This window comes from Streptomyces sp. NPDC017529 (assembly GCF_044329785.1).
GTDB lineage: Bacteria > Actinomycetota > Actinomycetes > Streptomycetales > Streptomycetaceae > Streptomyces.
Genome location: NZ_JBIRJY010000002.1, coordinates 563,216 through 577,426, shown reverse-complemented (window position 1 = coordinate 577,426; position 14,211 = coordinate 563,216). Strand labels below are relative to the sequence as shown.

Annotated in this window: 14 protein-coding genes; 6 read left to right on the top strand and 8 right to left on the bottom strand. The window is 71.7% G+C overall.

What is annotated here, in order from left to right; translation table 11 throughout:
• The first annotated feature begins 54 nt into the window (after positions 1–54).
• Positions 55–498 carry an ATP-binding protein gene (locus tag ACH4K4_RS06335; RefSeq protein WP_398165180.1) on the top strand — a complete coding sequence of 148 codons (444 nt, stop codon included), beginning with the start codon at positions 55–57 and terminating at the stop codon, positions 496–498.
• Here the strand turns inward: ACH4K4_RS06335 and ACH4K4_RS06330 are convergent.
• Positions 461–901, bottom strand: a complete 441-nt coding sequence (locus tag ACH4K4_RS06330; RefSeq protein ID WP_398165179.1) for an NUDIX domain-containing protein — start codon at positions 899–901, stop codon at positions 461–463. The genes ACH4K4_RS06335 and ACH4K4_RS06330 overlap by 38 nt on opposite strands.
• A gap of 231 nt (positions 902–1,132) precedes the next feature.
• Between ACH4K4_RS06330 and ACH4K4_RS06325 the strand changes: the two genes are divergently transcribed.
• Positions 1,133–1,309: a hypothetical protein gene (locus tag ACH4K4_RS06325; RefSeq protein WP_360125507.1), complete on the top strand. Its 177-nt coding sequence runs from the start codon at positions 1,133–1,135 to the stop codon at positions 1,307–1,309.
• Between the two features lie 79 nt (positions 1,310–1,388).
• On the opposite strand, the gene ACH4K4_RS06320 is transcribed toward ACH4K4_RS06325, so the two are convergent.
• From ACH4K4_RS06320 to pdhA, 3 genes are read right to left on the bottom strand one after another with little or no spacing between them, the layout of a single operon-like run.
• Entirely contained in the window at positions 1,389–2,810 is a 1,422-nt protein-coding gene (locus ACH4K4_RS06320; protein WP_398165178.1) for a dihydrolipoamide acetyltransferase family protein, read from the bottom strand.
• Positions 2,811–2,831: 21 nt separating this feature from the next.
• Entirely contained in the window at positions 2,832–3,815 is a 984-nt protein-coding gene (locus ACH4K4_RS06315) for an alpha-ketoacid dehydrogenase subunit beta (RefSeq protein WP_398165177.1), read from the bottom strand.
• A 2-nt stretch (positions 3,816–3,817) separates the two neighbouring features.
• Complete coding sequence (gene pdhA, locus ACH4K4_RS06310) at positions 3,818–5,011, bottom strand: pyruvate dehydrogenase (acetyl-transferring) E1 component subunit alpha (protein ID WP_398165175.1); 1,194 nt, start codon at positions 5,009–5,011, stop codon at positions 3,818–3,820.
• Positions 5,012–5,362: 351 nt separating this feature from the next.
• Here pdhA and ACH4K4_RS06305 point away from each other — a divergent pair, with 351 nt between their 5' ends.
• From ACH4K4_RS06305 to ACH4K4_RS06295, 3 genes are all read left to right on the top strand, one after another.
• Positions 5,363–6,022 carry a response regulator gene (locus tag ACH4K4_RS06305; protein WP_398165174.1) on the top strand — a complete coding sequence of 220 codons (660 nt, stop codon included), beginning with the start codon at positions 5,363–5,365 and terminating at the stop codon, positions 6,020–6,022.
• A gap of 205 nt (positions 6,023–6,227) precedes the next feature.
• Complete coding sequence (locus ACH4K4_RS06300; RefSeq protein ID WP_398165172.1) at positions 6,228–6,644, top strand: pyridoxamine 5'-phosphate oxidase family protein; 417 nt, start codon at positions 6,228–6,230, stop codon at positions 6,642–6,644.
• A gap of 23 nt (positions 6,645–6,667) precedes the next feature.
• Positions 6,668–7,708: a phosphotransferase gene (locus tag ACH4K4_RS06295; protein ID WP_398165171.1), complete on the top strand. Its 1,041-nt coding sequence runs from the start codon at positions 6,668–6,670 to the stop codon at positions 7,706–7,708.
• A gap of 18 nt (positions 7,709–7,726) precedes the next feature.
• Here the strand turns inward: ACH4K4_RS06295 and ACH4K4_RS06290 are convergent, their stop codons facing one another.
• Positions 7,727–9,376 carry a protein kinase gene (locus ACH4K4_RS06290; protein WP_398165170.1) on the bottom strand — a complete coding sequence of 550 codons (1,650 nt, stop codon included), beginning with the start codon at positions 9,374–9,376 and terminating at the stop codon, positions 7,727–7,729.
• A gap of 469 nt (positions 9,377–9,845) precedes the next feature.
• On the opposite strand from ACH4K4_RS06290, the gene ACH4K4_RS06285 reads away from it, so the two are divergent.
• Complete coding sequence (locus tag ACH4K4_RS06285) at positions 9,846–11,540, top strand: protein kinase (protein ID WP_398165169.1); 1,695 nt, start codon at positions 9,846–9,848, stop codon at positions 11,538–11,540.
• Between the two features lie 100 nt (positions 11,541–11,640).
• On the opposite strand, the gene ACH4K4_RS06280 is transcribed toward ACH4K4_RS06285, so the two are convergent.
• From ACH4K4_RS06280 to ACH4K4_RS06270, 3 genes are all read right to left on the bottom strand, one after another.
• Positions 11,641–12,207, bottom strand: coding sequence for a bacterial proteasome activator family protein (locus tag ACH4K4_RS06280; RefSeq protein WP_360125489.1), 567 nt, complete (start codon positions 12,205–12,207; stop codon positions 11,641–11,643).
• Between the two features lie 91 nt (positions 12,208–12,298).
• Positions 12,299–13,054, bottom strand: coding sequence for a hypothetical protein (locus ACH4K4_RS06275; RefSeq protein ID WP_398165168.1), 756 nt, complete (start codon positions 13,052–13,054; stop codon positions 12,299–12,301).
• 149 nt (positions 13,055–13,203) lie between these two features.
• Positions 13,204–14,181, bottom strand: coding sequence for an NAD(P)H-quinone oxidoreductase (locus tag ACH4K4_RS06270; protein WP_398165167.1), 978 nt, complete (start codon positions 14,179–14,181; stop codon positions 13,204–13,206).
• Between the last annotated feature and the right edge of the window lie 30 nt (positions 14,182–14,211).

Here is a 14,211-nt window from a genome sequence, read left to right as displayed (position 1 = left end):
TCACTCGCTCGCACAGCGAGAAGAACGTTGGCACTCCGACGGAGGCGATCAGCCATGCCCGTTCCCCAACTCACCTACGTGGACACGCTCGACTACACCCCCACCGCCCGCAGCGTCTCGCTTGCCCGGCGGCGGGCGGCACGGCTGGTGGCGGAGTGGGGGCGGAAGGACGCCGCGGGGGACGCGGCGCTGGTCGTTTCGGAGTTGGCCACCAACGCGTTGTTGCACGGCTCGCTGCGGGGGCGGTTGTTCCGGGTGCGGTTGGTGATGAGCGCGACGGTGCTGCGGGTCGAGGTCAGTGATCCACGCGGGGAGCGCTTGCCGCATAGGAGGCGTGGGGTGGCCTCCACGTCGGGGCACGGGCTCGTACTCATCGACGGCCTCGCCGACCGGTGGGGGACCGAGCCCCGCACCGTAGGGAAGACCGTGTGGGCGGAGCTGGAGCTTCAGGTGCGTGCCGTCACGCGGGCATGCGGCCCTGCTCGATCAGGTGGTTGACGACCTGCATGTGGGCGGGGGCGCAGCGCTCGCGGGCCTCGTGGCGGTCGAACCAGGCGTATTCGGCGATCTCGCGGCCGGGTACCGGAGCGATGTCCTGGGGGCCGCCGGCGAAGCAGGTCATGTGGAGGGTGCGGCCGGCGTTCACGCCGTGGGCCGTGGCGTGGATGACGAAGGCTTCGCGGAGGTCACCCGCGGGGACGGTCAGGCCGAGTTCTTCGGAGAGTTCGCGGGAGAGGGCCTCGGGCGCGGTTTCGCCCGGTTCGTACTTCCCGCCGGGGAGGTAGAACGTGTCGTTGCCGCGCGTACGGACGCTGAGCAGACGGCCGTCCTGTATGTGCAGCCAGCCGACGGAGTGCAGGGGCGCGGGGCGGTGGGGGCTGGTGATCGTTTGGCTGCTCATCGGATCGACGGTAGAGAGGGGAGGGGGAGGAGGCAACTCCATTTGGAGGGCCTCGCCCCGCCGCGCGGACCCCTCGCGAGGGCGGCGATCTGCCGAAGGATGTATCGGGTGTCCGACTTAAGGCTGACGTGAGTCTGTACCTGGCGCGTACGAAATCGGCGTTTTCCCGTGGAGTAATGGAAGGGAGGGGCCGGCAGCCAGGCTCCGAACCGTACGCAAGGGGAGACCACCATGCAGCCCAGGACGAACGCCGGCCGGCGTGCCCGCACCAGCGTCATGGTCGCACTGCTCGTGGCCGCGCTGTGGGGCGGGATCGCGCTGACGAAGGGCGCGGCCCAGGCCGACCACACGGCGCCGGGCGGGCCTGTGGGGCACCTCAGCCGCGCCGTGGAGATCATCCGGGGCTGACGAGGACGTGTGAACGCGCGAGGACGTGCATCGCGCGAGGGCGGCCCGTGCCGGTTGGCACGGGCCGCCCTTGTGCGTGCTACGCCCAGGTGATCAGGCGCTTGGGGTGTTCCAGTATCGCCGCGGTGTCCGCGAGGACCTTGGAGCCCAGTTCGCCGTCGACCAGCCGGTGGTCGAAGGACAGCGCCAGCGTCGTGACCTGGCGGGGCTTGACCTTGCCCTTGTGGACCCAGGGCTGGAGCTTGACCGCGCCGAAGGCGAGGATCGCCGACTCCCCGGGGTTGAGGATGGGAGTACCGGTGTCGACGCCGAAGACGCCGACGTTGGTGATGGTGACCGTGCCGCCGGACATCTCGGCGGGGGAGGTCTTGCCCTCGCGCGCGGTGGACACCAGCTCGCCGAGCGCCTGGGCGAGCTGCGGCAGGGTCTTGGCGTCCGCGTCCTTGATGTTCGGGACGATCAGGCCGCGGGGGGTGGCCGCCGCGATGCCCAGGTTCACGTAGTCCTTGCGGACGATCTCCTGGTTCGCCTCGTCCCAGGCCGCGTTGACGTCGGGGTTGCGCTTGATGGCGACCAGCAGCGCCTTGGCGACGAGCAGGAGCGGGTTGACGCGCAGGCCCGCCATGTCGGGGTCCTGCTTGAGCTCCTGGACGAGCTTCATCGTGCGGGTGACGTCGACGGTGACGAACTCCGTGACGTGCGGCGCGGTGAAGGCGCTGTTGACCATCGCCTGGGCGGTGGCCTTGCGTACGCCCTTGATGGGGATGCGGGTTTCCCGGGGGCGGAGGGCGCCGGAGGCGGCGGGGGCCTCGGTGGCGTCCGGCCGCGGGGCCGGGGCCTCGGTGGCGGGCGCGGGGGCCGCCGCGGCGTGCACGTCCTCGCGGGTGATCACGCCGTCCGGGCCGGTCGGCGTGACCGTGGCCAGGTCGATGCCGAGGTCCTTGGCGAGCTTGCGGACCGGGGGCTTGGCCAGCGGCCGGCCGGGGGCGGGAGCTGCGGGTGCCGCAGGGGCCGCGGGGGCCGGGGCCGCCGCGTGGCCGTTCAGTTCCGCCTGGACCGCCGCGGCGGCCGGCTCCTGTGCCGGTACGCCCGGCTGCGGCTTGCGCGCCCTGCGCTTGGTGGACGAGGGGGCCGCGCCGTACCCGACGAGCACGGCCTGCCGGCCCTGCGGCTCGGCGTCCTCCTCGGCCGCCGCGGGGGCGGGCTCCGCTGCCGGGGCCGGGGCCTCGGCCGGGCCCGCACCGGGGTCGGTGTCCACCGCGATGATCGAGGTGCCCACGTCGACGGTGGTGCCCTCCTCGAAGTGCACCGCGTGCACCACGCCCTCGTACGGGCAGGGCAGCTCCACGGCGGCCTTGGCGGTCTCCACCTCGCAGATGACCTGCCCGTCGGTGACGGTGTCACCGGGACGGACGTACCACTTGAGGATCTCGGCCTCGGTGAGTCCCTCGCCCACGTCGGGCATCTTGAACTCGCGGAAGCGCTGTTCGGTTGCAGTCATGGTCACTACTCCTCAAGCCCTTCAGTACGCCAACGCGCGGTCGACCGCGTCGAGGACCCGGTCCAGACCCGGCAGGTATTCGTCCTCCAGCCGCGAGGGCGGGTACGGCGAGTGGTAGCCGCCCACCCGCAGCACGGGCGCCTCCAGGTGGTAGAAACACCGCTCCGTGATGCGGGCGGCGATCTCCGCGCCCGTACCGAGGAAGACCGGCGCCTCGTGGACGACGACCAGCCGGCCGGTCTTCTCCACCGAGCCCTGGACCGCGTCGAAGTCGATCGGGGACAGCGAGCGCAGGTCCAGGACCTCGACCGACTTGCCCTCCTCGGCCGCGACCTTGGCGGCGTCCAGGCAGACCTTGACCATCGGGCCGTACGCGGCGAGCGTCAGGTCCGTGCCGGCCTGCGCCACCCGGGCCTTGTGCAGCGGGTCGGGGATCGCCTCGGTGTCCAGGCGGCCCTTGTCGTGGTAGCGGCGCTTGGGCTCGAAGTAGATCACCGGGTCGTCGCCCTCGATGGCCTGGCGCATCATCCAGTACGCGTCCGAGGCGTTCGAGGGGGAGACCACCTTGAGGCCCGCGACGTGCGCGAAGAGGGCCTCGGGCGACTCGGAGTGGTGCTCGACCGCGCCGATGCCGCCGCCGTACGGGATGCGGATGACGACCGGCGTCTTGACCTTGCCGAGCGCACGGGCGTGCATTTTGGCGAGTTGGGTGACGATCTGGTCGTACGCGGGGAAGACGAAGCCGTCGAACTGGATCTCCACGACCGGGCGGTAGCCGCGCAGCGCCATGCCGATGGCGGTGCCGACGATGCCGGACTCGGCGAGCGGGGTGTCGATGACCCGGTCCTCGCCGAAGTCCTTCTGCAGGCCGTCGGTGACGCGGAAGACGCCGCCGAGCTTGCCGACGTCCTCGCCCATGACCAGGACCTTGGAGTCGGCCTCCATGGAGGCGCGCAGCGATTCGTTGATCGCCTTGGACAGCGTGATCTTCTCGAAGACGGTCATGGTCAGTTCTCCTCCGCGTCCGCGAACGATGCCTGGTACGCGGCGAATTGTGCGCGCTCCTCGTCGACGAGCGCGTGCCCGTCGGCGTAGACGTTCTCGAAGATCGCCATCGTGTCGGGGTCCGGCATGGCGCGCACCACCTCGCGCACCCGCTTGCCGAGCGCCTCGCTCTCCTCCTCGACGGCGTCCAGGTACTCCCGGTCGACGAAGCCCTCGGTCTCCAGGTAGGTGCGCAGCCGCAGGATCGGGTCCTTGGCCTCCCACGCCTCGCGCTCCTCCTCCCGGCGGTACTTCGTCGGGTCGTCGGAGGTGGTGTGGGCGCCCATCCGGTACGTGAACGCCTCGACGAGCATCGGGCCCTCGCCGGACCTGGCCCGCTCCAGGGCCGCCTTGGTCACGGCCAGGCAGGCCAGGACGTCGTTGCCGTCGACGCGTACGCCGGGGAAGCCGTAGCCGCGGGCGCGCTGGTAGAGCGGCACGCGGGTCTGGCGCTCGGTGGGCTCGGAGATGGCCCACTGGTTGTTCTGGCAGAAGAACACCACGGGGGCGTTGTAGACCGCGGAGAAGGTGAAGGACTCGGCGACGTCGCCCTGGCTGGAGGCGCCGTCACCGAAGTAGGCGATCACCGCCGAGTCGGCGCCGTCCTTCTGGACACCCATCGCGTAGCCGGTCGCGTGCAGCGTCTGCGAGCCGATGACGATCGTGTACAGGTGGAAGTTGTTGCTGTTGGGGTCCCAGCCGCCGTGGTTGACGCCGCGGAACATGCCCAGCAGGTTCGTCGGGTCCACACCGCGGCACCAGGCGACGCCGTGCTCCCGGTAGGTCGGGAAGACGTAGTCGTCGTCGCGCAGGGCCCGGCCCGAGCCGATCTGCGCGGCCTCCTGGCCCAGCAGCGAGGCCCACAGGCCCAGCTCGCCCTGGCGCTGGAGGGTGGTCGCCTCGGCGTCAAAGCGCCGTGTGAGGACCATGTCCCGGTACAGCCCGCGCAGTTCCTCGGGCGACAGGTCGATCGCGTACTCGGGGTGCTCGACGCGCTTGCCCTCGGGGGTCAGCAGCTGTACGAGCTGGTCCTGCTCCTCGGCCGGTGCCTGGCCGGGGGCCGGGGACTTCGCCTTGGCGGGTGTCGCCTTTTTGGCGGTGGCGCGCTTGCCGCCACCGCGGGTGTTCTTCCGCGCGGCAGTGCTCTCCACGGTCACGTGCTGCTCCTCCGTCTGTCCGGCCCCCGGGGTCCGCCGGTGGCCGTATTGCGGCTCACCCGGTATCCGTTACGGCGCACGGGGTGTGTGCGGCACGGCGCGGCCCGGGTGGAACAAGGTGCCCCGGCCACGGCCTGCCGGAAGGGGCGTTGTGCCCTACTTCCGGAGCCTAGGCGAAAGGGGCCCTGACCTGCGACTTTGCTTGGGGTTCCAAGTATTTTGCTTGGATTTCCGAGCATCGCGCCGACCAGTCGGCAATCCCCTGTTCACAGCGTTGCAGTCCGCCGGGACAACGGCACGTTATATCGGTGACCTGGAGCACGGGAAGAGTTGGTGTGTGAGACTGAGCAGGTGCGCGAAGAAGGAAAAATCACGGTATTCCTGCTCGACGACCACGAGGTGGTGCGCCGCGGCGTCCACGAAATGCTCTCCGTGGAAGCGGACATCGAGGTGGTCGGCGAGGCCGGGACCGCCGCAGATGCCCTGGTCAGGATCCCTGCGACGCGCCCGGACGTGGCCGTCCTGGACGTCCGCCTCCCCGACGGCAGCGGGGTCGAGGTCTGCCGCGAGATCCGCTCCCAGGACGAGAGCATCGCATGCCTGATGCTCACCTCCTTCGCCGACGACGAGGCCCTTTTCGACGCCATCATGGCGGGCGCGTCGGGCTACGTGCTCAAGGCGATCCGCGGCAACGAGCTGCTGAGCGCCGTACGGGACGTGGCGGCCGGCAGGTCCCTGCTGGACCCGGTGGCCACCGCCCGCGTACTGGAGCGGCTGCGGGACGGCAACAACGCGCGCGGTGACGACCGGCTGGCCAACCTGACCGAGCAGGAGCGCAAGATCCTCGACCTGATCGGCGAGGGTCTGACCAACCGCGCGATCGGCGAGCGGCTGCACCTCGCGGAAAAGACGATCAAGAATTACGTCTCCAGCCTGCTGTCGAAGCTGGGCATGGAACGCCGCTCCCAGGCGGCCGCGTACGTGGCACGTATGCAGGCCGAACGGCAGTAGCGCGGCGCGGGCGGGCCCGGCCGTCCCCAGGGCCCTTGTTTGGGCGAAAGTTCAAAGAATGTAAAAAATTCCGGCGCCCGACCCGGCCCTGACCTCGCAAAAAGGCCTTACCAGGAGAAACCCTGCCCTTTTCAGGACCAACGTCCCGTTTCCGGTAGGGCGGGGGCCCCTACTCTCCCGCGCAGCGGCACGGCAGGGTGTACGCATGCCCACCGACGACTTCCGCGCCATCGAGCTGCTGAACCGCACTCCCTACGGGCGGGTGTCGGCCAGCCAGCGGGCACTGCCCTTCACCACGATCACCCGGCACATCGTGGCCGACGGCCGCCTCCTGCTCCGGCTGCACCGCGGCTACGGCTACCACCGCGCCCTGGACGGCAACGTCGTCGCCTACGAGGCCGACAACGTCAACTCCGGCGCCCCGGACACCTGGTCCGTGCAGTTCACCGGCACCGCACGCGCCATCCTGCCCACGACCTGCGAACTGGAACTGTTCGGCCGCACCCCGCGGCTGGCCGACGGCGAGCCCTTCGACCCGGTTTTCCTCCGCATAGAAGCGGAGTTTGTCAAGGTGCACTGCCTGTCCGATGTCCCGGTCTTCCGTTACGCCCACTCCGCGTGACGCAGTGATCTAACATCTGGCGCGTGCTGCGCTCATCCGATGTCCGGACGGTGACCACGCCCGACGGACACACCCTCGGCTCCTTGCTGCGCCGCTACGGCGCCGGGGAGCCGTTGTCGTGCGAGCCCGTCGCCGAAGGGCTGCTCAACCACGGCTACCGCCTCACCACCACGCACGGCCGCTATTTCCTCAAGCACCACCTCGACGGCGACCGCGCCGCCATCGCCCGCCAGCACCGCGCCACGCGGCGCCTGGCCGCCCTCGGCCTGCCCGTCGCCCCGCCGGTCGCCGGCGCGGACGGGCGCACGGTCACGGTCATCGACGGCCGCTGCTACGCGCTGCACCCGTGGATCGAGGGCCGGCACCGCGACGGCGCCGCCCTCACCCGCCTCCAGTCCTGCCGCCTGGGCGCCCTGCTGGGGCAGGTGCACACCGCGCTGGAGCAGGTCATAGCGGACGACACGGGCGGGCCCAGGGCCCCGCACGAGCGCACCGGCGCGGACCCCGCGCGGACCTTCGAGACGATCGACGAACTACTGGCGCTGGCCCGCCGGTCGCGGCCGCGCAGCAGCTTCGACGAACTCGCCGAGCACCGGCTGCTGGAACGCCGTACGCTGCTGGAACGGGAGGCGCACCGGCGTCCGACGGCCGCTCAGGTACCGGCCGCCGGCTGGGTGCACGGCGACTTCCACCCGCTCAACCTGCTCTACCGGGGCGCCGAGCCCGCCGCCATCGTCGACTGGGACCGGCTGGGCGTGCAGCCCCGCGCGGAAGAGGCCGTACGGGCCGCCGCGATCTTCTTCGTACAGCCCGCGGGCACCCTGGACCTGCCGAAGGTACGGGCCTACGCGGGCGCCTACCGCCGCGCCTGCGGGGCCCCCGCCGCCGAACTCGCCGCCGCCGTACACCGGGTGTGGTGGGAGCGGCTGAACGACTTCTGGATGCTGGACTGGCGCTACCGGCTCGGCGACCGGCGGGCCGACCCGCAGTTCCCCGCGGCGGCCGCGCTGGCGGTCTGGTGGACGCGGGAGTACGCGGCGGTGCGGGCGGCCTTCACGGAGTGAGGGCCGCCCGCGCGGCGGTCAGTCGGTGGTGCCGCCGATCGCGCCGGCCCCGCCGGGACTGCCGCTGCCGCCGTTGGCCCCGGTGCTGGTGTTGCCGTTGGTCGTGCTGCCGTTGCTGGTGCTGCCGTTGGTGTCGCCGTTGCCGCCGTCGGACCCGGTGGTCGTGTGGCCGCCGGTCGTACCGCCGTTGGTCGGCTTGGGGGACGACGGGGACGTCGGGGGCTTGGACGGCGAGGGCTTGTTGGTGGGCGGCTCGGAGGTGCGCGGCGTGGTCGGGCGGTGCGACGGCGTACGGGTGTACGAGCCGGAATCGCCGCCCGTGCTGCCGGGCTGGGTGTACGGCGTGGAGGGTTCGGCGGAGGGCGAGTCGGAGGTCTGCTCCTCGGAGCTCTGGGAGGCCGACGGGCTCTTGGTCGGCGCCGGGGTCTTCTTGTCGTCGCCGCCCGCGTTCTGCAGCGCGATGGCCACACCGACCGCGATGGCGATCACCGCGAGCGCCGCGATCAGCCAGATCTTGCCGCTGCCGCCCTTGGCGGGCCGGTGCCCGCCCTCGTAGCCGCCGTCCCCGTCCCGCATACCGGGGGGCAGTATCGGTTGTGCCGTGGTCTGCCCGTGGTCCGGGTGCGGCAGCGCGGTGGTGGCGGCGACCGATCCCATGGCCGGGGTGTGCCCGGCCTCGTGCAAGGCGACCGGCCCGGTGTTCCACGTACCGGAGTGGCCGCCCTGCTCGTGGAGCATCTGCAGCGCGTACTGGACCAGCCCGCGCATCTCCTCGGCGGTCTGGAAACGGTCGTCCGGGTCCTTGGCGAGCGAGCGCATCACCAGGCCGTCCAACTCCGGCGGCACCGAGGAGGAGACCTCCGAGGGCGGCACCGGCATGTCCTGGACGTGCTGGTAGACGACCGACAGCGGCGTCTCGCCGGTGAACGGCGGGCGCAGTGCGAGCAGTTCGTACAGCAGACAGCCGGTCGCGTACAGGTCGGAGCGGGTGTCGACGGTCTTGCCGAGGGCCTGCTCCGGCGACAGGTACTGGGGCGTGCCCATGACCATGCCGGTCTGCGTCATCGTCGACTGCGCGCCGTGCAGCGCGCGGGCGATGCCGAAGTCCATCACCTTGACCGCGCCACCGTGGGTGATGATCACGTTCGCGGGCTTGATGTCGCGGTGCACGATGCCGTGCTGGTGGCTGTAGGCCAGCGCCTCCAGCACCCCGGAGACGATGATCAGCGCCTGGTCCGGCGGCGGGGCGTCCGCGTTCATCAGCAGGTCGCGGATGGTGCTGCCCTCGACCAGCTCCATGACGATGTAGGGCACGGTGGAGCCGCCGGCGTAGTCCTCGCCGGAGTCGTACACCGCGACCACCGCGTGGTGGTTCAGCCCCGCGACGGACTGTGCCTCACGGGTGAAGCGGGCCTTGGAGACCGGGTCCTCCGCGAGGTCGGCGCGCAGCAGCTTGACGGCGACGGTGCGGCCGAGGCGCACGTCCTCGGCGGCGAACACCTCCGCCATGCCGCCACGGCCGAGCCGGCGCGTGAGCCGGTAGCGTCCGTCGCCCACCAAACCGCCATTGCCCCACATCTCCGGTGCATCGGAAAGATTTGCATCGGAAGAGTTGGAGCCGGTGGCATCAGGATCGGACGGGCCCTGGGGGCTCTGCGTCGGTGCCATCGGTCCTCGCCGTCGAATCGATCCGCATCACAGCGGTAAGGTCTCGGTCTTCGCTAGAGCACGCTACAGGCTCCGCGACATGCGCCGGTCCCGTGATGGACCGGTCATCACACCTTCTGCGGCCCCATTGTCGCAAGTTCACCAGCGGGATTCACGGGCCGATCGGCGGCCGGAGCGGCCCGGGACCGTAATGGGATCTTGCGCATCTGGTCACGGAACGGGCACACAGCTTGACGTGTCCGGGCCCTGGGGCAGACTGGGCTGCGCCATTGCGGATACTGATCTCGACACAACCCATACTGATCTCGGCACGTCCGCAGTCGCACGTGCCGCAGGCGGACGACGTTGAGTAACGTCTGTACACGTCAATACGTCACACGTCTCTACACGGACGGGCACGAGAAAGCCACGGGGCGCGGCGCGCCGCAACACGTGCGCGGGAACAGTGCGCCAAGGGGGAAGCGGAACCATGAGCCAGGACGGCGCTCAGGGCCAGTACGAGGGCCGTTCGGTCGGCGGGGGCCGCTACCAGCTCCGTGACCTGCTGGGCGCCGGCGGCATGGCGTCCGTGCACCTCGCCTACGACAGTGTCCTGGACCGCGAGGTCGCGATCAAGACGCTCCACACCGAGCTGGGGCGCGAGCCGGCGTTCCGCGAGCGCTTCCGGCGCGAGGCCCAGTCCGTGGCCAAGCTCACCCACACCAACATCGTCTCGGTGTTCGACTCCGGCGAGGACGAGCTGGACGGCGGCATGGTGCCGTACATCGTCATGGAGTACGTGGCGGGCCAGCCGCTCCGCTCCGACCTGGACAGCGACATCGCCCGGCACGGCGCGATGCCCACCGAGAAGGCGCTCAAGATCACGGCCGATGTGCTGGCCGCCCTTGAGGTCAGCCACGAAATGGGCCTGGTCCACCGCGACATCAAGCCCGGCAACGTCATGCTGAACAAGCGCAACGTCGTCAAGGTCATGGACTTCGGCATCGCCCGCGCCATGCAGTCCGGCGTCACCTCCATGACGCAGACCGGCATGGTCGTCGGCACCCCGCAGTACCTCTCCCCCGAGCAGGCGCTCGGCCGCGGCGTGGACGCCCGCTCCGACCTGTACTCGGTCGGCATCATGCTCTTCGAGCTGCTGACCGGACAGCTGCCCTTCGACGCGGACTCCCCGCTGGCCATCGCCTACGCGCACGTCCAGGAGGAGCCGCCGGTCCCCTCCGGCATCAACCGGTCGCTGCCGCCCGCCGTGGACGCGCTGATCGCCCGCGCGCTGAAGAAGAACCCCAACGAGCGCTTCCCGACCGCCGAGGCGATGCGGGACGAGTGCCTGCGCGTCGCCGGATCGGGCCAGCCCGGCGCCACACCGCTGATCATCAGCGAGGGCCCGCGGGCACGCACCAGCGGCTCGTCGGTCTCCTCCGCGGTCTTCCCCGCCGCGTCCGCCAACGCCGCCGGGCCGCACACCCCGGCGCCGCCGAGCGTGCAGACGCCGTACCAGCCGACGCAGGCCGCACCCCAGGCCGGCCCGCAGATGGGGCCCGGACCTTCGCCCTACGGGCCCTCGGCGGCGTCCACGCCCCCGCCGGTCAACGCCTACCAGCCGCCCGCGCCGATCCCCGCGCAGGGCCCGGCCCCGTTCAACAACAGCTTCCAGACCCCGCCGCCGTACGCGGGCCCCGCCACGCCCGCGCCGGTCGGCCCGGGGCCCGGCGGCAACCGCTCCGGCGGCCGGGGCAACACCCCGGTGGTCGTCGTCTCCGCCATCGTCGGTGTGGTCGTGGTCACCGCGGTCGCCATCGGCATCGGCCTGAGCGGCGGCAGCGGCGACAGCCCGCGCCCGCGCCCCACCAACCCGTACTCCTACTCGCCGTCCCCCTCGGTCAGGCCGCCGGACCTGTCGGCCACCATCCCCACCAGCCGCTGCACCGACCCGCTGGAGAGCTACGCCCAGAAGGGCAAGATCTACCTGCCCTACTTCTACGGCAAGAACCTGGCCTCGGTGAAGCAGTGCATGGACGCCGCGGGCTGGAAGTACGAGGTGACCGAGCGCCCCAACTCCCTCTACGGCAAGGACACGGTCATCAGCCAGTCGCCGACCTCCCTGTGGGACCCGAAGACCGGCGGGAAGATTCACCTGACCGTGTCCAACGGGCGCAGCTCGTAACGTCACCCGGTTCCGGCACGAGAGGGGCCCGGCGCGCGTGCTGCGCGGCCGGGCCCCTTCTCGTGTGCGGCGGCGGTCGGCGGGTGTTCGTAAGGTCTGATCAGAGGTACGGGCCCGAGCGGGCGCCGCCCTGCCCGGGCTGGTGCTGCTCGTGGTCATCGGACGGCACGGCACCGGGCGGCAGCGCGCGGCGCATCTGCTCCAACTGGGCGCGCGCCGCCATCTGCTGGGCGAACAGCGCGGTCTGGATGCCGTGGAACAGCCCCTCCAGCCAGCCGACCAACTGGGCCTGGGCGATCCGCAGTTCCGCGTCCGTGGGCACCGAGTCGTCGGTGAACGGGAGCGACAGCCGCTCCAGCTCCTCGACCAGCTCGGGCGCCAGACCGTCCTCCAGCTCCTTGACCGAGCTGGAGTGGATCTCCTTGAGCCGCACCCGGCTCGCCTCGTCCAGCGGGGCGGCCTTCACCTCTTCGAGAAGCTGCTTGATCATGCTGCCGATGCGCATGACCTTCGCGGGCTGTTCGACCATGTCCGTCACGGGAACCTCGCGGGACTCGTCGTCGCCGTCCCCGCCACCGGAGCCGGCGCTGCCGAGAGCCATTCCGTCCGGGCCGACAACCAGGACGTGCGGACTCTCCTGCGACCGTTCGTTCATCGGCATATCCATGCCGCCATTCTCTCGTACAGACGACTAGGAACGGTTGTGCCCTGGGAGAAAGGTGATCCAACCTCCGAACGCCGATCCGGTGCGGAACGCGTCAGGAACGGCGCAGCCGCAGGGCGATGAAAGCGAGGCCGAGACCGGTCAGGGCCATGCCGGCGCCCAGCGGGAGGACGCGGTGCACGCCGTTGCCCTGGTCCACCGCCTCGTACGGGGTCTCGGCAGTGGCGGAGGCGGCGCCGGGCACGGCACCGGGCGCGTAACGGGACGGGCCGTGCGACCGCGCCGGGGAAGCCTGGCGGGCGGGGGCCTGGAGGGGCGGCAGCGGCACGTAAGGGCGATTGGCGAGGCGCCCGGCCAGATCGCCCCGGCGCGGCTTGGCGGGTGACGGAGAGGCCGCCTCAAGGCGCCCGGACGAGGCGGAGGGGGCCGGGCTGCGGGGCGAGGGGCGCGCAGGTACGGCCCCGGCACCGGCCGACGGACGGCTCTGCGGCGCGGACGGGCTCGGGTCCGGCGGGTGGGCCGGGCGGGCGGTGGCCGGGCCCTCGGCGGGCGGCAGGAGGGGCAGCAGGCCGGTCGGCGCGAGGAGCGAGGGCAGGAGCGGACCGGCGGGGCCGGGGCTCGGGCGGTCCGGGTCACCGGTTCCCGGGCCGCTCGGGCCCTGGTTACGGTCCGGGGCGCCGGGGCGGGCGGTGCCGTCGGGGTATGCGGTGCCTTCGGGGCGGGTGTGGCTGGTGGCTGCCAAGGCTGCCGGGCCCGGGAGGGGCAGCAGGGCGGCGGCGAACAGCAGGCCTGCCGCGAGAGTGAACCGGCGCAGCCTCGCCGGGGTCACGAGTTCCGGAGTCACCCTCATGGCCTCCCGTGCCTGCGGAGCCGCCGACTGATCTTCTCAGCGTCACACGGGGGGAGGTGTCCGGCATCTCGGGCGGGGGCGGCAGGCCTGGGGCGGAGCCCTGGAGAGCCCGGGGGTCGTACCGGCCTCAGGCCTGCCTCCGTCCGCGGTCAGAGCGTCAGGACGACCTTGCCCACGTGGCTGCTCGCGTCCACGACCCGGTGCGCCTCGGGCGCCTCCTGCATCGGCAAAGTGCGGTCCACGATCGGCCTGACCTGGCCGTTCTCGATCAGCGGCCAGACGTGTTCCCGTACGGCGGCCACGATCGCCGCCTTCTCGGCCAGCGGGCGGCCGCGCAGCGAAGTGGCGGTGACCGCACCGCGCTTGGTGAGCAGCGCGCCGAGGTTCAGCTCGCCCTTCGCGCCGCCCTGGAGGCCGATGATCGCGAGGCGGCCGTTGGTGGCCAGCGCCTTGACGTTCGGGTCGAGGTACTTGGCGCCCATGATGTCCAGGATGACGTCCGCGCCCTTGCCGTCGGTGGCCTTGCGCACCTCCTCGACGAAGTCCTGGTCCCGGTAGTTGACGAGGATGTCGGCGCCCAGTTCGGCGCAGCGGGCCAGCTTGTCGGCGCTGCCCGCGGTGACCGCGACCCGGGCGCCGACCGCCTTGGCGAGCTGGATCGCCATGGTGCCGATGCCGCTGGAGCCGCCGTGCACGAGCAGCGTCTCGCCGGGCCGCAGGTGCGCGATCATGAAGACGTTCGACCAGACGGTGCACGTCACCTCGGGCAGCGCGGCGGCCGCGGCCGCGTCGAGGCCCTTCGGTACGGGCAGCAGCTGCCCCGCGGGCACGGCGACCTGCTCCGCGTACCCGCCACCGGACAGCAGCGCGCACACCTCGTCGCCGACCGACCAGCCGCTCACCCCGGGGCCGAGGGCGCTGATCCGGCCGGCGCACTCCAGGCCGGGGTACGGGGACGCGCCGGGCGGCGGATCGTAGAAACCCTGGCGCTGGAGGAGGTCCGCGCGGTTGACGGCCGTCGCCGCCACCTCGACCAGGACCTCCCCTTCGGCGGGTTGCGGATCGGGCACCTCGGCCCATACGAGGGCGTCGGGGCCACCGGGTTCGGGAATGGTGATCGCACGCATGGCCGCGAGGCTACTCGCCACCGTACGAAG